Source organism: Metabacillus mangrovi (genome assembly GCF_009711125.1).
Classification (GTDB): Bacteria; Bacillota; Bacilli; order Bacillales; family Bacillaceae; genus Metabacillus_B; species Metabacillus_B mangrovi.
Genome location: NZ_WMIB01000004.1, coordinates 1 through 22302, shown reverse-complemented (window position 1 = coordinate 22302; position 22302 = coordinate 1). Strand labels below are relative to the sequence as shown.

Sequence of the window (22302 nt, the reverse complement as noted above, 5' to 3'; positions counted from 1 at the left end):
ATAACTTACCAGAGCAGGAGGGTTTAGGATGGCTGAATCATTGAATGAGATCCGGATTACCATTGATGAAGATAATTTTGTGCCGCAGCAGCTGCACCCTTATCAGCTTCAGGCACTCAAGCATGACTACCGGGCAATTATAGAAGAAAACCGTCATGATAAGGAAAAACAGGAAGCTGCGCTCAAAACGTTTAAAAGAGTTTTGAACAGCCTTGGCTATCGTATAGAAGCAAGAATCACTCCCTCTGCTTAACAGCAGAGGTTTTTTGTATGCCATGGCGGAAATAAATACAGGTTTTTGGAATAAATGGAAAGGGAATGAAACTTATGGCACGATCAAATTTAGAGTCTATCGTCTGTCAACAGAAGGAGGAGGAAGAAAATGTTCTGTACAAAATGCGGAATGAGATTGGGAACATCAGATAAGTTTTGTGCAAAATGCGGAAGCAGGGTCGACCGGGAGACGGTGCCGGCCGGTCAATCCTCCGTACAGACCGCAGCAGCTCTGGAAGCTGAAAAGTCTGCCAAAATCAAACCATTTCCAGATGGGGGGATTTCACCTGCTGAAAAAGACTCCAGCGGTTCTGCTGTCCCGGCGGATGAAAAGAGAGTACATAATGCTCCCGATCGCAGCACAAACCGCCAGGGACAAGCTCCGGTGCAGCTTGTTAAAGGAGATGCGCCCGGCAAAAAAACGTCTCCTGAGCTTGCCTATGCAGACTTATTTACAGGGATATCCGGAGATGCATCTGAAACAAAGGAAGGAAAGACTGGAGAAACCGGACCGGCGGCTCATATTCAGCATGATGATGTAACTCATCGTGAGTCTGCAGTTCAAACTAAACAGGAGGCGAATCATGTCATTGGCTCAAATGCGATGGCTGAGCCGCAGCAAATGGAGGAGAAACGGACTGTTCCAGTGCCTGCAGAGCTGAAGCAGAGTACGAAGGCAAGTCAAAAAACGGCTCCTGCTCCCGGCAGCTTTAACCCTCAGGAAATGGAGTTACTGGCCGTTTTTGCTGGAGAAAACAGCAAGTACTATGTGAATAACTGGAGCAAGCCATACAGCATGAACTGGGCTGCATTTCTCTTGACGATTTTCTGGATGGGCTACAGAAAGCTGATGGCTCCGATGTTTATTACAGCAGGAACCTTCATATTGGCCGGACTTATTATTGCAGCTACAGGGCTGTATTGGCTCGTTATCCCGGCTGTTCCCCTTTTCATGGCAGCTTCCGGGTTTATCGGGAACCGTCTGTATTTTCACCAGGCTAAAGAAAAGATTGATAAGATACAAGCCGTTCACGGTACCTGGGAAGAAAAAAGAAGACTCTTGGCAGCTGCAGGAGGAACCAGCCCGGGCGGCGTATTTATCGTGTTCGGAGTGATGTTCGGCTATCTGTTCATTTCCGCCATTCTCTTCTCTGTTTTATAAGAGGGACCCCGGCATCCTGCCGGAAGTCCCTTTTTTGTTTTCCAGGCTTTTGTGAAAATAGTATACGCCTATCAAAATCTGTATTAATATGGAAGAAAAAGCTTGGGAGTATGTTCATATGATGAATAAAAACCGAATTCTGATTTTTGCAGCGCTGATTCTCATGGCAGGAGGACTGATTTATCTCATTTATCTGCATTCAAAGATTCTTTCCTATGCTCAGGCCAAGCCTGCTGCAGCGGCTGATTATTTAATCGTCCTTGGGGCGAAAGTGAATGGAGATGTGCCTTCATTGGCCCTGCAATACAGGGTGGATGCAGCAGCGGAATATTTAAAGAGAAATAAAGAAACCATTGTCATAGTTTCGGGGGGAAAGGGTCCTGGTGAAGCCATTTCAGAAGCAGAAGCGATGAAGCGGAGTCTTATTGTTCAAGGAATAAGCTCCGGGAGAATCATAAAAGAAGATCAATCTGCAAGCACCTATGAAAATATTGTGTTTTCTAAACGGCTCCTGCCTGTAAAAGCAAATTCCGGCATCATCGTTTCCAGTGATTTTCATCTGTACCGGTCCATCATGATGGCAGAAAGCCAAAATCTTTCTGTAACAGGCTTGGCCGCTAAAACCCCGGAGGTCATTTTGGTTAAATCGTACATAAGAGAATACTTGGCCGTTACTAAATTTTATATTGAGCGATAAGATGGAGCGCATTGATGCGCTTTTTTTTCTTCTAAAAAAGGGGAATTTCGCCCGGGGCTCAGGCGAATAGATTCCAGTTGCGCTTTGACTGAGCAGAACGCGATGGAACGCTTTTCAAAGCGTTCATTTTAAGCCTCTTGTGACCCTCTATGAAAGCACGTCTTCGCAAAAACTGTCATTTCTGGAAAGTGAAAGTGTTTGACATTGTAGGAAATTGGATAAAGATTACTGTTAATCATTTCAAATCATTTCTTTATTTTGAGAGAATAATAGGGAGGTAGTCTGATTGTTTTGCAGGGAATGCGGCTATCAATTAAAAGGAAAAGAAGATTTTTGTCCAATGTGCGGTACAAAGGTTGTAATGGACCCGGAATTTTTACAAATCAGTTCTGATAATGAAAAAGGGAAGTTTGGCGATAGTGAACCGGGGGCTTATGTACCGGAAAACGAGAGTACAGAAGAAATGGAGAGCCGTCACAGTGATGACAGCTTGTCTTCGCCAGAAGAAGCTGCTCATCAGCAGAAACCTGTTGAAGAAGAACCGAAAAGAGAGCTTGAAGGGGACAGCTCAGAGGATTTTTATGCAAAATATGATGATACACTGGAGGATCACCTTCGAGCTCCTGAGGAGAGCAGGGGAACTCCGGTCTCTCATAGTGAAAAGTCATCGTCTGCTGAATTGGAATCTGCCGGATCGTCAAAGGCTGACAGCGAAGACCGGATAGCCGGCGATGAAAAAACGGTACAGACCGACCAAGTTCCCCTTAATGATGGTGAACAAAAGAAAGATCCTTCTGAAGACCCGCGAGCATCCGGCAGGGAAGAGATCCCTCATTCAGCACAGTCCAGCCACGTGAAACAGCCAGCGGCTGCCCCGGCGGTGCAAAAGAATAAAAGACCGGCTAGAAAAGCATCCAGAAAGGAAATCCTGCTTGCTGTCGGAATTCCGGCTGCCAGTCTTCTTCTGTTTACAGGGACAGCGTTTGGTATGGCCGCCAGCGAAAACAGCACGAATCAAAAAGCGGAATCTCTCCATTATGAAGGAGAAGAATACGCACTTAATGGAGAATACAGCAAAGCGGTCGATAAGCTTTCCAAAGCGTCTGATTTAAGGCCGCAGAACACGACGATTAAAAAAGTAAAAGTAGAAGTGGAATCTGCCAAAAAAGCTGAAGATAAACTGGCCGCTATTGATAAAAATATCAAAGACAAGCAATTTGGAGAGGCAAAGGATAATTTAAACTCTGTCCGGAATGACCTTCAGTCCAGAGACGGCGAGATTTTTTCTCCGCTTGAAGCGAGAATCGCAGATCAGGAGACTGATTTAGTGATTGAAATGGTTAAAACAGAAACGGCTGAAATGGATACCGTAGATGAAATCGGCGAGCAGCTTAAAAAAGTATACAAGCTCGAAAATGCCGAAGCAGAAGAAGTGAAAGGGCAGCTCATTAAAAAAATTGTTTCCATTTGCATGGCGGATTCAGAAAAATACATGAAAGACAAGAATTTTGATGCAGCCATATCTTCCCTCAAAACCGGGATGCGCTATACAAACTATGAAAATGTGGAACTGACTGGAAGACTCAGTCAGCTTGAGGATGAGAAATTAAAGTACAAGGATTCCCTGCCGGTCTTTCTGGAAAAGCACTGGGTGAAAATCGATGCAAAAGCTCTGAAATCGAAAAACCCTCCAATCAAATTGGGGAAAGTGGTTTTTGAAGAGGATCAGTTCAGCTATGTCGTAAAAGGAAAGTTTGAAAACAAGATGAAAACGGCATTAAATAACCCAACCCTCTACTTGAAAATATACGATAAAAAAGGAAAGTTTATTATGAACGAAGAGGTTCCCTCCAATGAGGTATCGATAAAAGGGGGAAAGGCAGCTGAATTCTTTTTTATTCTTGATAAGGGATACGGGAAGGATTTAAAAATTGTGATCGACCAGGTGAAATACAGAAAATAAAGGAGCAGGTGAACAAATTGAAAAAGTGGATAATCAGCGGAATTGTAACGGTATTAATCTGGACGGGAGGGATTGCTTCCATCTTTTTCGTAACAGATTCCATCCCGAGGGAACTGCGTCTTTCTTCACAGATTGTAGAGCTGGATTCGGCCAAAGCGGCTGATGCCTCAGGAACAGCAGATGTGAAGGAAGTGATCGATGATTCCCAAAAACGGGTGTTCACAATTGAATTGGGAGACGGGTCACTCGGCTCCGGTTTCCTTTACAATAACAAAGGTGATGTGATCACAAATGCACATGTTGTGGCGGATGCGAAGGAAGTAACTGTACTGACCCCTGATTCAAGGGAAATGGATGGGACCGTTATCGGGGTTAATCCTACCAGGGACATTGCGCTCGTCCGCGTAAACGATCTTAAGGAAGATGACCCGCTTCCGATCGAGCGGGAGAGAAAGGCCGCAATAGGCGATGAGGTGCTCGCACTCGGAAGCCCGCTTGGTCTGCAGAATACGGTAACGGACGGAATCATCAGCGGAGTAGACAGGGAAGTGAACATCGACCAGACTTATTACAAGAATGCTTACCAAATATCCGCGCCCATTGCACCCGGGAACAGCGGAGGGCCTCTTGTAGATAAAAAAACCGGAAAGGTGATCGGCATCAATTCCGCAGCGGCAGACATGGGAACCATCGGATTCAGCATTCCAATTATTGCAGTATTGGATGAAATCGATACGTGGGCTAACGAAGCAGACTGACACCTCCCCCTCACAGGTTGTAGGCACGATTCTTTAAAGGTATAATTGCTGATATAAAGCAGCTGAAGGAGTTTTAAAATGGGATCGGGCAACACATTATTCTACACATTGACTGTTCTTTTGGCAGTGGTTCTGGCAGGTATCTTCCTGATGATGGCAGCAGTAGTCATTAAAGGGATCAAAAACTCAAAGAAAAACAAAGACGGGCATCACCATTCAGATGAGCAGGATGATCCCTTAAAATGATTGCTGCATGCTGCTTTCCAGACAGAAAGCAGCAGACCTTAAAAGGTGATTTCTGAAAGAATGCAAACTGCGGGCTGTTTTCGAATACAATAGGAGAATAGGCAGCTGCGCCCATGTCCCTGCTGTCAGAACGGCAGCATGGCGGCCTGAGAACAGATGAAAACACACAGCCTGATACAATTTCTTTTCCAGGCTCCGGCCTTTAGGGAAATCAGGCAGCTATTATTAGTGCAGAGCAGGCTCTGCACTTTTTCAGTCTGATGACAGATGCGCACAAATGACGATCGGTGAGGGGATAAACGTGAAAACGGTTCTGCGAATAGAAAACAATACATCCAAAAAAGTTTGGAAAGTAGAAGCTTCCGGTACGATATGCACGATGACCTCAGGAGTAAAAAAGAACAGCGGGGCTGTGCGGTCCAAACAATTTGAAACGGCTGCTGATTGCAGGAAATATGCGGAGCAACTGATCCGTCACCGCCTTGGAAGAGGATACAAACCGGTTTCTTCATCTTTTTATATGATCAGAAAGAGCTGCTTTACAGAAGCAGATTTTTGGAATGTGCTTAAAAAAGCAAAAACCAAAGGGGAAACGCAGGAGCAGCAGCTCGAATGGCTTGTTGCCCATCTGGCAGAACAGCCGTTGGAGGATCTGATCACGTTCGATGAAATTCTGGCGCGTATTTTTATCAAATCGTATCAATCACAACTGTGGGCCGCTTCCTATATTATTACAGGAGACAGCTCCGATGACCGTTTTGATTTTTTCAGGGCCTGGCTTCTTTTTCAGGGCGAAGCTGTATATGAGTCAGCTATCCAAAATCCCGAATCTATTATACCAGTCCTCCAGGCACTGGAAGAAAAAGAGGAAGTTCCGCAATTTGAGGACTTGACTTATATTGGAGCTCTTGCCTTTGAAGAGAAGACAGGCCAGAATGAGAACTTATATTATACGCTTTACGATGAAGTCGTCTTAAACTCGTACATCGAACCATACATTGAACTGGACTGGTCAGAAGCGGATACAGAGAATCTGAGCATCCGATTCCCATCGCTCTGGGAGAGGTATGGGGAAAATCCACTGGAGTGCTGAGCCTTTGCAGCGCATTTAAAATTGCCCTGACTGGAAGCGATTGATATATTGGGGAAAACAATGGCCAGTGAGAAAGGGGAAAGCAGTATGTTTCTTCAAAAAGGATTGGACCATCCCCAGCTGAAACTTTTATTAAAAGCACTGGATTCTTCTCAAACCGGTATCATCATAACCGATCCTTCCTTAAAGGAAAACCCCATCATCTATCTATCAAAAGGATTCACAGAGGTAACAGGCTACAGTGAAGAAGAAGTGATCGGGAAAAACTGCCGTTTTCTTCAAGGGGAAAAAACAAGCCAGACGGATATTGACCGGATAAGGAAAGCGGTAAAGCAGAAAGAGTCTGTAGCTGTGACCGTCCTGAACTACCGCAAAGATGGCAGCCCGTTCTACAATCAGTTAAATATCGATCCCATCTATATAGAAGAGGAACAGCGCTTCTATTTTATCGGGGTGCAGAAGGATGTCACGATGGAGAAGCATTATCAGTCACTGATGGAACAAGCGAAGCTTGAATCAGACAATCGGTCCACTCCGATCATCTCCATCGGGAATGGCGTTTCCGTTTTGCCGCTGATCGGTTCATTCCCAAGTGAGCGCCTGACCATTCTGATGAGGAACATTATGCAGCATAAAGACCGGACGCGGGACCGCTATTTAATTATCGATCTATCGGGACTGGCATCACTCGATCAGGCACTGGCCAATTACCTGGTGAACCTGAACGGGTGGCTGAAGCTCCTTGGCACAGAATTAATGATCACCGGCGGCTACCCGAGACTCGCAGTTTCCCTCGAAAGTGAAGAATTAAATGCGATCAAGGCATTTTCAGGAGTGGAGCATGCACTTGACTATTTGAAGAAAACCAATCAGTCTCATGAAACCTTCCGTCAGCCCACCGGTTTTTTCTAATGGTTCGTTCAATAAAAATAACCCGGAGCGCCTGTTGCGCACCGGATTATTTTGCATAAATTCCGTCATGTAATCACATTTTATGCGGTATGTTTCTTTTGATCCTGCACCTCTTGATTCCTTTGCTTCGTGAAAAAACTGACGCCAAACATGAAAATCAGATTTATTCCCAAGGCAATAATTCCGATATTCACATCCTTGGCCGCTTGGGGAAGGGATGGAAACAATGTGCCGATTGATGTGCCGGCTATGGAGGTGTAAGCCACTACAGACACCCCTGCGATAATTCCTGCAAATGCCCCCTGCTTAGTGACGATGCGCTGCGGGAATAAACTGAAGAGCAGGGAGGGGAACAGCTGTGTCACCAGGCTGTAGCCCATGAGTAGAAGGGTAACAATGGTACTGCCTCCATTAAAGGTGAAAAATGCGGCGATCAGCGCAATCACCGGGACGAGATATTTTGCCAGCCTTGCAACTTCCCGGTCTGTGACAGCAGGGAAGGCAGCCTGATACACATTCCTGGCAAAAAGAGTAGCGGCGGCCATGAGCATCATCGATCCCGGAACGAGAGCAGTCAGCAATCCGGCCGCGCCAATCAGGCCGATGACCCAAGGATCGAACGTTTGAAGGGCGAGCCGGAATAAAGACAGATCCGCATCGGCTCCTTCCAGTCCCGGTACTTTCAGAATGGCGGCAAATCCAACAAACAGCACAAATAGAAGGACTACCGAATACAGCGGCATAAAAATGGCGTTCTTCTTAAATACCTTCGCGTTTTGCGCAGTATAGGCAGATGCAAATGTGTGAGGCCACATATAGTATCCCAGAACGGTAAGGACAATTGTGGAGATGAACCAGCTTATGCTCATCCCGGAATCGGGAAGAACCAAAAATCCGGGTTTAGCTGCCTCAATGGATTCAAACATCGGCTGAAACCCTCCATAAAGATGGATTGGCAGATAAATTCCCAGAAACACCACGACCGCAAGAATCAGGATGTCTTTCACAACTGCTGTCCAGGCAGAACCATGAATACCTGAGAGCATTACATACACAGTCACAGTGATCAGGCCGATCCAAACAGAGACAGCAGGGGAAATGGCTCCGTAAGAAGCTTCCGAAACAATGATCCCGAGCCCTTTCAGCTGAAGGACCAGATAGGGAATAAGGGCGATAATCCCGACTATGGACACAAGAATGCCGAGCGCAGGGCTTTTATATTTGCTTACGAAAAAGTCAGACTGTGACATCAATCTCTTCTTTTTTGCGTAAGCCCAGACAGGCGGCAGAAAAAAATAAGAGAGCACATAGGCGAGCGTTCCGTATACGAGGATATAAAGTGCAGGACCCCCTTTGCCGTATGCCCAGCCGCTTCCGCCGAGGAACGTAAATGTCGTATATATTTCACCGGCCATAAGAAGAAAGACAAATAAAGTTCCGAAGCCTCTCCCCCCAACAGTCCATTGCTCCAGATCCATATCCTTTCCTCTTTTGGCACGGATGCCAAGAAAAAGGGAGAACAGTAAAAACGAACCTATGATCAGTAATGAGACAATCATTTCAATTCCTCCTTATTGGAAGGGTCCAGCCAGTAGATGACAGACATGATCACCGAGGTCAGGACCACCCATAGAATCATCCAGAAGAAGAAAAAAGGCAGACCCATCACATAAGGCTCCACCCGGTTGGCAAAGGCAAGCCCGCCAAAGAATCCAAGCACAGGCAGCAGGGCCAATAAGTATACGGGTTTCATAATGATTCCCCCCTGAGGAATGTCGTTGTGTGCAATTTTTTCATTATTTTCCACCCGCCTTTTATTGAATATACGTGCCATTATATAAAAATTTAGTCAATTAAGAAAGTATTATCTATTCAGAATTTTATTTAATGCCCAGTTAATGTCTGGTAGTTAAAGGAAAAAATATTTGTTGGTAATTGGATATGTTATATTCCTAAAACGCTTGATCACAAGCTTTATGGAGTGCAAAGGAGAGACAGCCGAGTCATTTTTTCCTGTTCTGCAGCATAAGCAGAGAAGCGGTCTCCCTGTCATGCAGCCATATGGGTTGGCTGCAGGCGAAATGTACGTTAAAATAGGATAAGATTTTTTTCGTATCTACGTTCAAGGAGGAGAACTGGAATGATTTCGGCAAATATTGACTTGCAGAGCTTTAAGAAAATGGTGATGCAGGGATCGTATAAAACCCAAGATTCTGCTTCGTTTAGAGGCGGTCCATCTGACCTGACGGTATGGCGTGAAAAATTGATAGAAATTTATGCAAACTCATTGACGCTCTCTCCTGAAAAATCAGAGGCAGAAGTGAAGGATTGGGGAAAAGAGTTTGCCAATAAACTCGTTGAACTGGGCCTTCCTCTTGATACAGCTCTTAAGGAGATGCGGACCGCTAAAAATGAAATCAGCCATATAATTAAAGAAGAAGCTAATCGGCAGAATCTATCAGCCAATGATTTTTTTAAAGTGTACTCTACTTTTGATTACGTAGTAGACCGGGCTGCAGAACTTGTATCCGCATGCTATATGAAAGCCCATGATGAAAAAATATCGTCTGCTCAGCATGCAGTGGATGAACTATCCATCCCAGTTGTCAAAATCGAAGAAGGCATCGGCATTCTGCCGGTGATCGGCGATATCGACACAAGAAGGGCTCAGCTTCTGATGGTGACGGCTCTTGAAAAAAGTGCTGAATTTAAGCTTGAATATTTGATTCTTGATCTTTCCGGCGTTCCGGTCATCGATACGATGGTGGCTCAGCAAATATTCGAAGTGCTCGAAGCTCTCAGAATCTCAGGTGTAACAAGCAAGATCAGCGGCATACGTCCTGAGCTTGCGATTACGATGACCCAGCTTGGCGTAAATTTTGAGGTTCAATCTTTCTCAAGTCTTCACCAGGCAATCGCAAGCATCAAAATATAAGAAAGCCTGCAAAGGCAAAAAGACTCCTGTTCTGCAGGAGTCTTTTTGCATTCATTTGTGTGGGGAGATTGGGAGGAACGGTCTTTTTTCCTCTCCTGGAAAGGTGAAGGAAGTGCAATGCACAACTTTGTACCTTATGAAAATCAGCCCTTTAGCTGTGTAGAGATTTATTTATTTTAAACCGATATTTAAAATACATGAATTATTCCAGCGGAGGCAAAAGGAATGCAAATACAGGACACAGAGACCATAGCTTACAACTATCAGGACATGCTGACGATTTGGGTCAAAGTAACAAAACGGCATAAATGCTATTCGGCTGCTGCCCAGCACCCTATTAAAAGGAATACATTTGCCCGTGCTTCACACAAATGCAAAGCAGCAGCGATTGAAGCGGCTGTAAAAAAAATCATCTGCAGGCCGGAAGCTCTTTAAGAAGAGAGACAGGCAAAACCACTCTGGACTAAATGAAACTTCCGCAGAAATGGAATTTTCCGTTTTTGCGGAAGAACTTTCGATTATTTTCCGGTTTTCCGGAATTCCACTGCACCATGTGCTTCCTATTTTCAAGCTTGAAGAAGGTCTGTGCCTTATAAAATAAAGATAATGTATGAACGTTTAGCGGATTGAACGGTGTTGGCACGATACTTGCTTTGTAATAAGCGACAAGATGAAAGCGCTTCCTTCATCTTGGCTGTAAAACAGAAAAATTGAGGGGGATGTATGTGGAGATCGTCATTATTCTTTTGTCATTGAGTTTGCTCATGTTTGTGGCTTACAGGGGTTTCTCAGTCATTTTGTTTGCTCCGATTTGCGCGTTGTTCGCAGTACTTCTGACTGATCCGGCTTATGTGCTGCCTTTCTTCTCCAACGTGTTTATGGAGAAAATGGTTGGGTTCATCAAGCTTTACTTCCCAGTCTTCCTTCTTGGGGCAATTTTCGGAAAAGTAGTTGAATTGTCCGGATTGGCAGAAAGTATCGCAAAGACCATTGTCAAGCTGGTCGGAGCGAAGCGTGCCATCCTGGCAATCGTGCTGATGGGAGCCATCCTGACTTACAGCGGTGTCAGTCTTTTCGTAGTTGTGTTCGCGGTTTATCCTTTTGCGAAGAACCTGTTCATTGAAGCGGATATCCCGAAGCGTCTTATACCCGGGACCATTGCCTTGGGAGCATTTACTTTCACAATGGACGCTCTTCCGGGAACACCTCAAATCCAGAACGTCATCCCGACCACCTTTTTCAAAACCGATATTTATGCGGCCCCGGTACTGGGGATTGTTGGAGCCATCTTTGTATTGGTTCTTGGAATGGTGTACCTTGAATCCCGCAGGAAAAAGGCATTAAGAGAAGGGGAGGGGTATGCCGGGTTTAATCCTGAGCTTGCGGCCGGCAATGAATCGGGCCTTGCTGCTGAAAAAGAAGCGGTCCTGTCTTCCGGTACAGAGCCTTCTATAGCCCGTCAGATCTTAGCTTTCGTTCCGCTTGTGCTCGTTGGGGTGATGAATAAGTTTTTTACCGTTTCCTTTCCTCAATGGTATCCAAACGGGTTTGATTTCTCTGCGATTGGACTGGAAGCCTTCGGAAAGATTGAATTGTCATCGGTGGTAGCGATCTGGTCGGTTGAGCTTGCTCTCCTGATCGGCATCATCACAACTTTTGCCTTCAATTGGAAAGCAGTCACCTCGAATATAAAAGAAGGTTTGAATGCCGGCATCGGCGGAGCGCTGCTTGCTGCAATGAATACTGGAGCGGAATACGGGTTCGGAGGAGTTATCGCAGCCCTGCCAGGCTTTAAAACGGTCAGCTCCGGCATTTCCAGCACCTTTACGGATCCGCTTGTGAACGGAGCTGTCACGACAACTACTCTAGCCGGTATTACAGGGTCTGCTTCAGGCGGGATGGGAATCGCATTGAGTGCCATGTCAGAAACTTATTTGCAGGCGATCGAGAAATATAACATACCACCTGAAGTCATGCACAGAGTCATATCCATGGCTTCAGGCGGTATGGACACTCTGCCTCACAACGGTGCAGTCATTACCCTGCTGGCCGTCACAGGCTTAACACACCGCCAATCCTACCGTGATATCTTTGCGATTACGATTATTAAGACACTGGCTGTCTTTGTGATTATCGGTCTTTACAGTCTCACCGGACTCGTTTAACCACAACCGGACTGCAGAGCCCGGCTTGATAAATAAGAAGGCCGGTCCTGCAGTTCAAATGAGGATGAATGATGGTTGAAAAAAAGCTGTATGAAGGGAGAACGTGATGAACAAACTGCTGCACTCGTTCGATGAAGCCATCGAGCCTATTCAAAACGGATCGACATTGATAGTTGGAGGATTCGGCTTATGCGGAATTCCCGAGAAAAGCATCCTGGCGCTGAGAGATAAGGGAGTAAGTAATCTGACTGTAGTCAGCAACAATTGCGGTGTGGATGACTGGGGGCTTGGGATCTTGCTTGCCAATAGCCAAATTAGGAAAATGATGAGCTCCTATGTTGGCGAAAACAAAATTTTTGAAAAGCAATATCTTAGCGGGGAACTGGAGGTCGAGCTGATTCCCCAAGGTACGCTCGCTGAGAGAATGAGAGCGGGGGGAGCGGGAATTCCCGGCTTTTATACTGCAACGGGTGTGGGGACAAAAGTGGCGGAAGGGAAAGAACATAAGGATTTCGATGGCAAGACGTACATTCTTGAAAGAGGGATTGTCGGAGACTATGCACTTGTGAAAGCGTGGAAGGCTGATACGATGGGGAATCTCGTCTTCAGAAAAACCGCCCGGAATTTTAATCCTGCAGCAGCGATGGCAGGGAAGATCACCATTGCAGAGGCAGAAGAAATTGTCGAAGCCGGCGAGCTCCATCCGGACGACATTCATACGCCCGGCATCTATGTTCAGCATGTGCTTTTAGGATCAAATTATGAGAAGCGGATCGAGCGGCGCACAGTGCTGCAGACAAACTGAAAAGGGGGCCTGCTCTATGAATAACCGCAAAAAGCTTGTTAAAAGGGCCGTTCTGGAAATAGCAGACGGCATGTATGTGAATCTCGGGATCGGAATGCCTACTTTAGTAGCGAATGAGATCCCTGAAAATTTTCATGTCCTGCTGCAGTCCGAGAACGGTCTGCTTGGGATTGGCCCGTATCCAGCTGAAGGATCAGAGGATCCGGATTTGATCAATGCCGGTAAAGAGACGGTCACAAGTGTTCCGGGAGCTGCTTACTTTGACAGCGCAGAATCATTTGCGATGATTCGGGGAGGCCATATTGATCTTGCCATCCTTGGAGGGATGGAAGTGTCAGAGGAAGGAGATCTGGCAAACTGGATGATTCCGGGGAAGATGGTAAAAGGAATGGGCGGAGCAATGGATCTTGTTAACGGAGCGAAGCGGACGGTTGTCATCATGGAGCATGTGAACAAACACGGAGAGTCAAAAGTAAAAGCCTCCTGCAGCCTGCCGCTGACAGGCAAAAGAGTGGTCCACCGATTAATTACTGATCTGGCAGTTTTTGATTTTGAGGACGGGCATATGACCCTTATCGAACTGCAGGAAGGGGTCAGTCTGGAAGAGGTGAAAGAGAAAACAGAAGCTGCATTTACAGTGAGCAGCGGACTGCTTGCTGCGCATTAAAAACTACTCAGTAAAGGAGCCTGTTATGAAACGATTGCTTGAGAAAAAAACTGTGCTGATCACAGGTGCAGGGAGCGGAATTGGCTTTGAAACCGCAAAGGAATTCGCCGCCCAGGGAGCCATTGTTGTGGTAACTGATTTAATGGAAGAAGCCGCAGAAAAAGCCGCACAGCAGATCCGGGAAGCGGGCGGGGAAGCAATCGCAGCAGTATGCGATGTGACAAAGGAAGAGCAGATCGCAGCTGCAATCGGCAAAACGGTCAGCAGCTTCGGGAGGCTGGATATTCTGATCAATAATGCGGGACTGCAGCATGTATCCCCGATCGAAGAATTTCCTACAGAGAAGTTCGAGTTCCTGATCAAGGTCATGCTCACGGCACCGTTTATTGCAACAAAGCATGCATTTCCGATTATGAAGCAGCAGCAGTACGGACGGATTCTCAATATGGCCTCCATAAACGGTTTGATCGGATTCGCCGGCAAATCTGCATATAACAGTGCGAAGCACGGGGTGATCGGACTAACAAAGGTTGCGGCTCTGGAAGGGGCAGAGCATGGAATCACAGTGAATGCAATATGTCCCGGATATGTAGATACTCCGCTCGTAAGAAATCAGCTTTCAGATCTTGCAAAAACGAGAAACGTAGAATTGGAGAAGGTACTTGAACAGGTCATCTACCCGCTCGTTCCGCAGAAAAGACTGCTGGCTGTCCAGGAAATCGCCGATTATGCGATTTTTCTCGCGAGCAGCAAAGCGAAAGGAATCACCGGGCAGGCTGTGGTGCTGGATGGAGGATATACAGTTCAATAGAGCCACTTGAAAAGAAAGCCAGAGGGCTTTCTTTTTTCAATAGAGTCATAAGGTGCAAGGCTTCTTGTGGAAAGCCCTCAGAATGCAGGTGCAGCTTCTCTTTGATCGACACATATGATAGATTAGAATTTATGATAGCGCTGTCACAGAGGAGAGGTTGGACATGAAAGGTTTACTGGAGCTTATCCCGCAGGATTGGCTGGAGGAGGTAATCAATCTTGCAGCGGAATGTACGGTAGTGGTTGACCGCAACGGGATCATCTTATATTTGAACCATGCGTACTGCAAATTTTTGGATGTGGAGGCTGAAGAGGCGATAGGGAAGCCGGTTCAGGACGTGATTGAAAATTCAAGGATGCAAATTGTTGCAAAGAGCGGGAAAGCAGAAGTTGCGTCCATTCATCCGATAAACGGCAGCGAAATGATCGCAAACCGCTATCCGCTCTATGTGAAGGGGGAACTGGTCGGTGCAGTCGGAACGGTCATGTTCCGGAATCCCCGTGAATGGCTGGATTATTCCCGTAAGCTCCAGCCTCTTATGGATGAGCTGAACTACTATAAGAAAAAATACGAGAAAGAATTTCTGAGCAAATATGATTTTGGAGACCTTGCCGGTGAGAGCGAAAAATTCAAGGAAGCCAAAGAGCTGGCGAAGCGGGTGTCTGACAGCCATTCAGCTGTCCTGCTGCTGGGCGAATCCGGTACAGGAAAAGAATTGTTCGCTCATGCGATCCACCAGCTCAGCAGCAGAAGGAATTTTCCTTTTATCAGGCTCAATTGCGCATCCATCCCTGAAACGCTTTTCGAATCTGAAGTCTTCGGGTATGAGGAGGGGTCTTTCACCGGGGCAAGAAAGGGAGGAAAGATGGGAAAGTTTGAAGCAGCAAATGGCGGAACCATTTTCCTGGATGAAATCGGGGACCTGCCGCTCCAGCTTCAAAGCAAACTGCTGAGAGTCCTTCAGGAAAGGGAGATTGAGCGTGTCGGAGGCAAAGGTCCGGTGCAGATTGATGTCAGGGTGCTGTCCGCCACCCATCAAAATCTTGAAAAGATGGTTGCAGAGGGGACTTTCAGACAAGATTTGTATTACCGGCTGAATGTTATCAAGATTGAAATTCCCTCTTTAAGACAAAGAGCGGATGATATCGGCCCGCTTTCCCGTATTCTGCTGAAAAAGATGGAAGGAAAACTGAACCGGTATGGCCTGCGGATATCTGAAGAAGTACTCGGCATCCTTCAAACCTACCATTGGCCCGGAAACATCCGGGAGCTTGAAAACGTAGTCGAAAGAGCGGTTAATGTAACAGACGGCTCTACTATTTACCCTGAACATCTGCCTCTTTATTTATGGAGCGGAAAGTCCCCCGTCACGTTCCGGGAAGTTCAATATAATGAACTTCCTGTGGAAGGTAAAATTCTTCCTCTTAAAGAGGCTGTGAGGAACGCTGAAGTCCAGGCGATTAAAAACGCGCTGAAAGCAGCAGGAGGAAATAAAATGAAAGCAGCAAAGCTGCTGGGAATGGGGAAAAGCAGTTTTTATGATAAATGCAGTCAATATTCGATCAATTCTTTGTAAATTTTTATCCGGCACGAATCGTTCTTAAGGCTCATGTCTTACGATGCGGGAGTTTTTATCATCCAGTTTGCAGAGTCTTGTATACGTGCCGTTAATCAAATGCATCAAATTATGTATAGTATTTTATTACCGGTCACATAGATTTATCTGTCTGTTATAACGAATAGGAAAATTTAGATGATTGTTACAATATTTACATAGTGATTTTTAAGCTTTACAAAAGGTACATGGATATCCCGGGATTTTTCGTTTATATTTTAAGAGAATTTTACCAAGGGAGGATCAAAAATGGCTAAGAAAAGCGGCAAATGGTTTATCCAATTTTCGATTATTTTTGCGCTCGTATTCAGTCTCGCTGTTCCGGCTGATATGAACATTTCCAAGGCGGCAGATGCCTTAACAGTTGCTGAAGCAATTGCCGGCAATAATGGACAGACAGCTGATGTTGAAGGATTTATTGTAGCTCATACGACAGGTGCCAGATCGGTAAAGTTTGAACAGCCTTTTGGCAACGATTTCAATGTCGCGCTGGCAGACAGCAGCACAGAGAAAGATGTAAGCAAAATGATTTCTGTCCAGCTTCCATCAAACCTCCGTGCCGAATTCGGTCTTCAGAGCAATCCGGGCAACATTGGCAAGAAAGTAAAACTGACCGGGCAGCTGCTTGCATACAACGGGATGCCGGGTGTCAAAAATACGAGCAGCATGGTGTTTTCTGAAGGCAGCTCTGAGCCGCCTTCAGCTGACATCAGAACGATTGCAGAAGCACGAGTGCTTCCTAAAGGAACAAGTACAGCTGTATCCGGAATCGTAACCGCCGTTTTTTCAGCGGGAGGGAAAAATAATGTCTTCCTTCAAGATTCAACCGGCGGGATCGTCGTTAGAGGAACAGGTTTGGATGCAAAAGTTAAAACAGGCGATAAAGTAAAAGCAGCAGGAACAATGAACGACTATTTTGGAATGGCTCAGCTTGATACGTTAGCTTCTGATGTGGAAGCAGTTCAGGAGAATGCAGGAGTTCCGGCTGCACAGACGGTTACATCGAAAGGCCTGAATGAAGAGACAGAGGGAGAACTGGTTACAGTAAGGAATGTTACGGTAGGCTCGAAGGACAATAACGGCAATTTCACTGCACAAGACTCTGAAGGGCCGTTAACAGTAAAGCCTCAGGACAGTGCATGGCTTGAGAGCGGGAAACAGTATGACTCCATTACTGGAGTTATTGATTACAATTTTAACGAATACAAGCTCGTACCGCGTAATGTTTCCGATATCACCGAAGATTCACAGGCGGTCAAAACGGTAACAGCCGATCCAGATTCCGGCTTGGTTAAGGCAGGGACAGAAGTGAAGCTGTCTTCAGACACTGCAGGAGCTGAGATCTATTACACAACCGATGGAAGCGACCCATCAAAAAACAGCAATAAATACACTGAGCCGGTAAAGATTGAAAAGGATACGGTTATAAAAGCGGCAGCCGTAAAAGATGGAATGAAAGACAGTGCCATCTCAGTATTTGAATATACCATCCAGAAAGAAGCAGTAAGAATTCATGACATACAGGGAGAAACCCATACTTCTCCTTATGAAGGCAAGAATGTTGGAGACGTCGAAGGAATTGTAACCTATGCTCCGGACAGCAGTAATTTTTACATGCAGGATCCGAAGCCTGATCAAAATGAAAAGACGGCAGAAGGAATTCTTGTTTATAAGAAAGGCCATGGTTTGAAGCCGGGAGATAAAGTAAAGGTCAGCGGCCAGGTTAAAGAATGGGTGCTCGAAGGGTACAGTGATAAGCTGAGCACCGATTTGCCTGTAACAGAGATCAATGCCTCCTCTATCGCGAAAGAAGCAGGACAGAGCCCGCTTCCGGATGCAATCGTTATTGGAAAAGACCGGATTCCTCCGAATACCATCATTGATAATGATCAATTCTCTTTATTTGATCCAATGGAAGACGGAATCGATTTTTATGAAAGTCTTGAAGGAATGAGAGTAGCAGTGGAAAATCCGAAAATTGTTGCTCCTCAAAACTACGGTGAGCTGGTCGTCATTCCTGGTTCCTTCGATACGAATACAGTGAGCGGCGGAGTAAGAGCGATGGAAAACGATTTTAATCCTGAGCGGCTGCACATCGACATAAACGATGAATCCTTCATTGCAAAAGCAGGAGACTCTTTTAAAGGCACCATTAACGGTGTGATGAGCTATGGGTTCGGCAATTACAAAATGCTGAGCAGCAAAAACGAGCTTCCTGAATTTGTGCCTGGTGCGACAGAGAGGGAAGTTACATCAATTAAAGCCAAAAAAGATGAACTGACCATTGCATCTTACAATGTAGAAAACTTTTCAGCAAAAGACAGTGAAGAAAAAACCGGAAACCTCGCGAAGGCAATCGTTCAGAACCTTAAACAGCCTGATATTATCGGTCTGACGGAGATGCAGGATAATGACGGTCCGGCAGATACCGGAACAACGGCAGCGGACGAGAGCTATAAAAAACTCATAGCCGAAATTAAAGCTCAGGGCGGTCCCGAATATTCCTATACCGATATTGCGCCTGAAGATAAAAAAGACGGCGGCCAGCCAGGCGGAAATATCCGGGTAGGCTTTCTGTACAATAAAGACAGAGTAAAACTTGCTCCTGGAACAAAAGGAACTGCAACCGAAGCTGTGGGCTATGAAAAAGGAAAGCTGACTGCTAACCCGGGCAGGATTGATCCTGAAAACCCTGCGTTCGAGTCCAGCAGAAAACCGCTTGCTGCCCAATTCAAATTTCAGGGCGAAAATGTTATTGTCGTTGCCAATCACTTTAATTCAAAGGGCGGAGACCAGCCTTTATTCGGGAAAAATCAGCCGCCTGTCCTCAAAAGTGAAGAGCAGCGCCACAAGATCGCAGAAATCGTGAACAGTTTTGTAAAAGACATTCATAAAAAAGACAAGAATGCCAGCGTATTTGTTCTCGGAGACTTCAATGACTTCGAGTTCTCTAAAACCTTTGATATCCTTAAAGGAAACGAGCTGAAAAACATGGTCGACAAGATTCCTTCAAAGGAAAGGTACTCCTACATTTATCAAGGAAACTCTCAGGTGCTGGATCATATTCTCGTATCGAAACACCTTGCAGCCACAACAAAAGCGGATATCGTCCATATCAACTCAGCCTTTATGGAGGAGCATGGAAGAGCAAGTGATCATGATCCCCTTCTCATTCAAACTGATTTCAGCTCGAAAAACAGGATCTGCAGGATCCTGGATGAAATCGGGTTGCCGTCAGATCTTTGTGCAAAAAACTAAACAGCATGGAAAGGCCCGCCATTTGTGCGGGTCTTTTTTCTGCTCCTGCTGCTTTGAACAGCACCTCGGAAATTCCAATTGCGAACTGGCATCAAGGCAGTTTTCTGAAAAATGATTTTAGGGAAACTAACAAGCTGGCACTGCCTCATCGAACCGAAACATCTGCCTGCTATTGTCCAATTATTTTTCTGGGGTTCAAAAAAGTCCGTTTGGCCTATTGTAAATAGAGGTATTAGTAAGTAATCAGTTAAGGCACAGAGTGAGAATATCCGTGCATCAGAGGAGGAGTAGAACAATGCTGAGCAAATTAAAAAACCCGATTGACCCGCCGGCTTCGGAAGCTGCTGTGCTGTTATACAAATCTACTAAAATAGAAGAATTTATTGGATTGTTTCCTCGTACTTCTTCTACATTAAAAACCTGTCATCAATCATTACCTTATATGAAAGAGGCAGTCACGGACCTGGCGCAGACTGAAAAAGAGCTAATGCAGCTCAGTATGGAGCTGAAAGACGAACTAAAGGATACCTTGAGGTCGCTGGAGCGGCTTCAATGAATGAAAAAAAAGAGATCAGAAGGCTCCTGCAGGAGATTGAGCAGGCTGAACAATCAGCAACAGAAGCGATCCGGGCAGTTAATGCCATGTTCGATTCAGATTATCCGGACAGCCACGCCACCTCCAGTGAATCAATTGAAAAATTGAAAGAACAAATGGATGAAAAAATGATTTTGTACAGAAAGAAATTAATCCTGGTTAAACAATTGCTGAATAAAGCAGAGGGTGACGGTAAATAGCTCTCTGTATGTAAAAGCTGCCATGGCCGGCAGCTTTTATTATTGTTATGAAACCAAAATTAAAAGTGGATGGAGCCGTTTTTTGGAACACGCAGCCGCTCCTGTTCCCAGCAGTCCATTCTCCATTGCAGCTGGATCGGGCAGCCCGAGGGGGGTTTATCGACTGTTCTGTTTAATTACAGCTTTTACAGAACGTTTCAATGAGATAACAATTCCCCGGATAAGGTTTCTTTTTAATGGCTCTTCCGATACAATGCCAACTGTAGCTTGTTAATAAATTCTTAGCAGCAGGAGGAGAAAAGATGAAAAAAATAATGTATCCTCTCACCATAGGATTAATGAGTCTTGTGCTCGCAGCGTGCGGTGCACAGGAAGAAAAGGCAAAGGAAGAACCTAAACAGGCAGAAGAAAACGCTCAGGCACAGCAGCAGCCTGATCAAAAAGAACAGCAGAAGCAAATGGAAGAGATGCAGAAAAAAATGGAAGCACAGAAAATTGATGATGAAAAAACGGTCGCCACTGTAAATGGCCAAAAGATAACCGGAAGCGAATACAACAGTATTTTGTCTTCTACTCAGATGCAGATGCAGCAGATGGGACAGGATCCAACAGCGAAAGAAGCACAAAAACAGGTTAAAGACCAGACAGTGGAAACGCTTGTAGGACAGAACCTTCTGCTTCAGGAAGCAGAAAAAAGCGGCTATAAAGCATCTGATGAAGAAGTAAACAAACAAATAGCAGAAATCAAAAAGCAATACAACAACGACGATAAGAAATTCCAGGAAGCGCTGAAGATGCAGGGCATGAATGAAAACCAGCTCAATGAGCAAATCGCAGAAAGCGTGAAGCTGAATCAGTACGTGGAAAAAGAGATTCCTGCACCGGAAGTAACCGATAAAGAAATCGAAGAGTATTACACTCAATTTGCACAGCAGGGAGGCCAAGGAGGGCAAAAACCTCCAAAGCTTGAAGAAGTTAAGCCTCAAATCAAGCAGCAGCTTACCCAGCAGAAACAAAATGAGCAGCTTGGCAAAAAGGTTGAAGAACTGAAAAAATCAGCTAAAGTTGAAGTTACCATATAATAAAAAGCTCCCAGTGCTAATCTGGGAGCTTTTTTTGCACCGTTAGGGCACATCTTCGCGGATATAATCCTTTGTAAGCGCGCCTGAGATCAGTGCCACTCCTGTGAATTGAAGATAACTTCCGAATGCATTGATGGAATTGCCTGCCTGTTCCTTTCCCTGAAGAAGGTACCATGAACCGATCGCTTCCACACCTGCTCCGAAAGAAACTAAATACTCCCCGGTAATGATTTCATCAGCATAGAAAAGGGAGGGGTCGACAGCGGCTGCTTCGATAGCGGCGCCCACGGCCTGGATGGAATCACCGAGTATATCCAGCCGCAGCCCAGCTTCTCTGGACCCTTTTAATAGCACAAAACTTGCGAATGCGTTCGTTGAATTTCCGGCAGCCTGTAGCCAGGAACCAAGTGCAGAAAAAACTCTCGTCCCGTTTTCAGAAAGTGCAATGGCCTGTAAAGCATTTCCGGCCGCTTCCGTCCCATTGCCCGCCCCGATCAGTCCCTGACCAGCTGTACCCTCAGACTCGCCGGCGGCAGTAATGGTTTCACCTGCAGCCGCAATGGCCGTTCCACCCAGCTGAATGAATGCTCCAGCCAGTTCAAGATTCCTTTCATAGCTTCTCATCCTGGATCCCTCATTTGAATGAATAATGCATTGTATTCAAAAACTGAAAATAGGATGATAATTCCCATCTATTACAAAATGATGTATAATTTGGATGAAAATAACTTTCGGGGAGGCAGACCTATGCTCATGTTTATTGCGATTTTACTTTCAGGGATTTTGCTGGCTGCAGAAATCTATTTCTATTTAAAAGCGCTCGACAGAGGGAGAGCCCTTGCATATGGGCTGGCTGATGAATCCAGATTTATCATTAAAGGCGAGAAGACCCCCACCTCAAGGAATGAGAAGGGCGTAGCCCAATGAGTAGGTGGGGGATGAATCGCCTTCGGACAAAGGATCGCTTTAGCTATCTCGGTTGTCCGACTGTTCAAGTGCTACTTGCAATAGATGAAAAATAGCTTGTGTACGAGTGCCAAAGCCCTTTTCCTCTTTGAATCTGTC

At 45.6% G+C, this 22302-nt stretch carries 23 protein-coding genes; 20 read left to right on the top strand and 3 right to left on the bottom strand.

Going from position 1 to position 22302, the window contains the following annotated elements:
- Positions 1–28 precede the first annotated feature (28 nt).
- From GKZ89_RS06345 to ytvA, 8 genes are all read left to right on the top strand, one after another.
- Complete coding sequence (locus GKZ89_RS06345) at positions 29–253, top strand: hypothetical protein (protein WP_155111564.1); 225 nt, start codon at positions 29–31, stop codon at positions 251–253.
- 129 nt (positions 254–382) lie between these two features.
- Entirely contained in the window at positions 383–1435 is a 1053-nt protein-coding gene (locus GKZ89_RS06340) for a zinc-ribbon domain-containing protein (protein WP_155111563.1), read from the top strand.
- Positions 1436–1553: 118 nt separating this feature from the next.
- Positions 1554–2132: a YdcF family protein gene (locus GKZ89_RS06335; protein WP_241680149.1), complete on the top strand. Its 579-nt coding sequence runs from the start codon at positions 1554–1556 to the stop codon at positions 2130–2132.
- Between the two features lie 286 nt (positions 2133–2418).
- The gene (locus GKZ89_RS06330; RefSeq protein ID WP_155111562.1) at positions 2419–4095 is read left to right on the top strand and encodes a zinc ribbon domain-containing protein; all 1677 of its coding nucleotides are present in this window, start codon (positions 2419–2421) and stop codon (positions 4093–4095) included.
- A gap of 17 nt (positions 4096–4112) precedes the next feature.
- Positions 4113–4853 carry a S1C family serine protease gene (locus GKZ89_RS06325; RefSeq protein ID WP_155111561.1) on the top strand — a complete coding sequence of 247 codons (741 nt, stop codon included), beginning with the start codon at positions 4113–4115 and terminating at the stop codon, positions 4851–4853.
- Positions 4854–4931: 78 nt separating this feature from the next.
- Complete coding sequence (locus GKZ89_RS06320; RefSeq protein ID WP_155111560.1) at positions 4932–5099, top strand: hypothetical protein; 168 nt, start codon at positions 4932–4934, stop codon at positions 5097–5099.
- A gap of 301 nt (positions 5100–5400) precedes the next feature.
- A complete protein-coding gene (locus GKZ89_RS06315; RefSeq protein WP_162356544.1) occupies positions 5401–6192 on the top strand; it encodes a DUF4240 domain-containing protein in 792 nt (263 codons plus the stop codon).
- 87 nt (positions 6193–6279) lie between these two features.
- The gene (gene ytvA, locus GKZ89_RS06310) at positions 6280–7104 is read left to right on the top strand and encodes a YtvA family blue-light photoreceptor (RefSeq protein WP_155111558.1); all 825 of its coding nucleotides are present in this window, start codon (positions 6280–6282) and stop codon (positions 7102–7104) included.
- A gap of 80 nt (positions 7105–7184) precedes the next feature.
- Here ytvA and GKZ89_RS06305 read toward each other — a convergent pair whose 3' ends face one another.
- Together GKZ89_RS06305 and GKZ89_RS06300 are read right to left on the bottom strand one after the other, a co-directional pair.
- Positions 7185–8663 carry a sodium:solute symporter family protein gene (locus GKZ89_RS06305; RefSeq protein WP_155111557.1) on the bottom strand — a complete coding sequence of 493 codons (1479 nt, stop codon included), beginning with the start codon at positions 8661–8663 and terminating at the stop codon, positions 7185–7187.
- A complete protein-coding gene (locus tag GKZ89_RS06300) occupies positions 8660–8857 on the bottom strand; it encodes a DUF3311 domain-containing protein (RefSeq protein WP_155111556.1) in 198 nt (65 codons plus the stop codon). Before GKZ89_RS06300 ends, GKZ89_RS06305 begins: the two co-directional genes overlap by 4 nt.
- Positions 8858–9244: 387 nt before the next feature.
- Between GKZ89_RS06300 and GKZ89_RS06295 the strand changes: the two genes are divergently transcribed.
- The 11 genes from GKZ89_RS06295 (at position 9245) to GKZ89_RS06245 (ending at position 21237) form a co-directional block, all read left to right on the top strand.
- Complete coding sequence (locus GKZ89_RS06295; RefSeq protein ID WP_155111555.1) at positions 9245–10039, top strand: STAS domain-containing protein; 795 nt, start codon at positions 9245–9247, stop codon at positions 10037–10039.
- Positions 10040–10264: 225 nt separating this feature from the next.
- Positions 10265–10474, top strand: coding sequence for a hypothetical protein (locus GKZ89_RS06290; RefSeq protein ID WP_155111554.1), 210 nt, complete (start codon positions 10265–10267; stop codon positions 10472–10474).
- 290 nt (positions 10475–10764) lie between these two features.
- The gene (locus GKZ89_RS06285; protein ID WP_162356543.1) at positions 10765–12204 is read left to right on the top strand and encodes a GntP family permease; all 1440 of its coding nucleotides are present in this window, start codon (positions 10765–10767) and stop codon (positions 12202–12204) included.
- Between the two features lie 106 nt (positions 12205–12310).
- Positions 12311–13009: a CoA transferase subunit A gene (locus GKZ89_RS06280; RefSeq protein ID WP_155111552.1), complete on the top strand. Its 699-nt coding sequence runs from the start codon at positions 12311–12313 to the stop codon at positions 13007–13009.
- A gap of 16 nt (positions 13010–13025) precedes the next feature.
- Positions 13026–13676, top strand: coding sequence for a CoA transferase subunit B (locus tag GKZ89_RS06275; protein ID WP_155111551.1), 651 nt, complete (start codon positions 13026–13028; stop codon positions 13674–13676).
- Between the two features lie 25 nt (positions 13677–13701).
- On the top strand, positions 13702–14487 hold the full coding sequence (locus GKZ89_RS06270) for a 3-hydroxybutyrate dehydrogenase (RefSeq protein WP_430696835.1): 786 nt from the start codon (positions 13702–13704) through the stop codon (positions 14485–14487).
- Between the two features lie 163 nt (positions 14488–14650).
- Positions 14651–16063 (top strand): sigma-54 interaction domain-containing protein, encoded by a 1413-nt coding sequence (locus GKZ89_RS06265; protein ID WP_155111550.1) that lies wholly within the window; start codon positions 14651–14653, stop codon positions 16061–16063.
- A gap of 288 nt (positions 16064–16351) precedes the next feature.
- Positions 16352–19360 carry a DUF6359 domain-containing protein gene (locus GKZ89_RS06260; RefSeq protein ID WP_241680148.1) on the top strand — a complete coding sequence of 1003 codons (3009 nt, stop codon included), beginning with the start codon at positions 16352–16354 and terminating at the stop codon, positions 19358–19360.
- Between the two features lie 295 nt (positions 19361–19655).
- A complete protein-coding gene (locus GKZ89_RS06255) occupies positions 19656–19916 on the top strand; it encodes a hypothetical protein (RefSeq protein ID WP_155111549.1) in 261 nt (86 codons plus the stop codon).
- Positions 19913–20155 carry a hypothetical protein gene (locus GKZ89_RS06250; RefSeq protein WP_155111548.1) on the top strand — a complete coding sequence of 81 codons (243 nt, stop codon included), beginning with the start codon at positions 19913–19915 and terminating at the stop codon, positions 20153–20155. Before GKZ89_RS06255 ends, GKZ89_RS06250 begins: the two co-directional genes overlap by 4 nt.
- Before the next feature lie 302 nt (positions 20156–20457).
- Positions 20458–21237: a SurA N-terminal domain-containing protein gene (locus GKZ89_RS06245; protein WP_155111547.1), complete on the top strand. Its 780-nt coding sequence runs from the start codon at positions 20458–20460 to the stop codon at positions 21235–21237.
- 42 nt (positions 21238–21279) lie between these two features.
- Here GKZ89_RS06245 and GKZ89_RS06240 read toward each other — a convergent pair whose 3' ends face one another.
- The gene (locus tag GKZ89_RS06240) at positions 21280–21861 is read right to left on the bottom strand and encodes a DUF6944 family repetitive protein (RefSeq protein WP_155111546.1); all 582 of its coding nucleotides are present in this window, start codon (positions 21859–21861) and stop codon (positions 21280–21282) included.
- A gap of 123 nt (positions 21862–21984) precedes the next feature.
- Here GKZ89_RS06240 and GKZ89_RS06235 point away from each other — a divergent pair, with 123 nt between their 5' ends.
- Positions 21985–22164, top strand: a complete 180-nt coding sequence (locus tag GKZ89_RS06235) for a hypothetical protein (RefSeq protein WP_155111545.1) — start codon at positions 21985–21987, stop codon at positions 22162–22164.
- The last annotated feature ends 138 nt before the right edge of the window (positions 22165–22302 follow it).

What these genes read in the sequence shown, in the direction of transcription:
- GKZ89_RS06345 (WP_155111564.1), top strand. Translation starts at nt 29, where the DNA reads ATGGCTGAATCATTGAATGAGATCCGGATTACCATTGATGAAGATAAT.
- GKZ89_RS06255 (WP_155111549.1), top strand. Translation starts at nt 19,656, where the DNA reads ATGCTGAGCAAATTAAAAAACCCGATTGACCCGCCGGCTTCGGAAGCT.
- GKZ89_RS06240 (WP_155111546.1), bottom strand. Translation starts at nt 21,861, where the DNA reads ATGAGAAGCTATGAAAGGAATCTTGAACTGGCTGGAGCATTCATTCAG.
- GKZ89_RS06235 (WP_155111545.1), top strand. Translation starts at nt 21,985, where the DNA reads ATGCTCATGTTTATTGCGATTTTACTTTCAGGGATTTTGCTGGCTGCA.
- GKZ89_RS06265 (WP_155111550.1), top strand. Translation starts at nt 14,651, where the DNA reads ATGAAAGGTTTACTGGAGCTTATCCCGCAGGATTGGCTGGAGGAGGTA.
- GKZ89_RS06250 (WP_155111548.1), top strand. Translation starts at nt 19,913, where the DNA reads ATGAATGAAAAAAAAGAGATCAGAAGGCTCCTGCAGGAGATTGAGCAG.
- GKZ89_RS06340 (WP_155111563.1), top strand. Translation starts at nt 383, where the DNA reads ATGTTCTGTACAAAATGCGGAATGAGATTGGGAACATCAGATAAGTTT.
- GKZ89_RS06320 (WP_155111560.1), top strand. Translation starts at nt 4,932, where the DNA reads ATGGGATCGGGCAACACATTATTCTACACATTGACTGTTCTTTTGGCA.
- GKZ89_RS06245 (WP_155111547.1), top strand. Translation starts at nt 20,458, where the DNA reads ATGAAAAAAATAATGTATCCTCTCACCATAGGATTAATGAGTCTTGTG.
- GKZ89_RS06275 (WP_155111551.1), top strand. Translation starts at nt 13,026, where the DNA reads ATGAATAACCGCAAAAAGCTTGTTAAAAGGGCCGTTCTGGAAATAGCA.
- GKZ89_RS06295 (WP_155111555.1), top strand. Translation starts at nt 9,245, where the DNA reads ATGATTTCGGCAAATATTGACTTGCAGAGCTTTAAGAAAATGGTGATG.
- GKZ89_RS06260 (WP_241680148.1), top strand. Translation starts at nt 16,352, where the DNA reads ATGGCTAAGAAAAGCGGCAAATGGTTTATCCAATTTTCGATTATTTTT.
- ytvA (WP_155111558.1), top strand. Translation starts at nt 6,280, where the DNA reads ATGTTTCTTCAAAAAGGATTGGACCATCCCCAGCTGAAACTTTTATTA.
- GKZ89_RS06270 (WP_430696835.1), top strand. Translation starts at nt 13,702, where the DNA reads ATGAAACGATTGCTTGAGAAAAAAACTGTGCTGATCACAGGTGCAGGG.
- GKZ89_RS06280 (WP_155111552.1), top strand. Translation starts at nt 12,311, where the DNA reads ATGAACAAACTGCTGCACTCGTTCGATGAAGCCATCGAGCCTATTCAA.
- GKZ89_RS06290 (WP_155111554.1), top strand. Translation starts at nt 10,265, where the DNA reads ATGCAAATACAGGACACAGAGACCATAGCTTACAACTATCAGGACATG.
- GKZ89_RS06300 (WP_155111556.1), bottom strand. Translation starts at nt 8,857, where the DNA reads ATGAAACCCGTATACTTATTGGCCCTGCTGCCTGTGCTTGGATTCTTT.
- GKZ89_RS06305 (WP_155111557.1), bottom strand. Translation starts at nt 8,663, where the DNA reads ATGATTGTCTCATTACTGATCATAGGTTCGTTTTTACTGTTCTCCCTT.
- GKZ89_RS06335 (WP_241680149.1), top strand. Translation starts at nt 1,554, where the DNA reads ATGATGAATAAAAACCGAATTCTGATTTTTGCAGCGCTGATTCTCATG.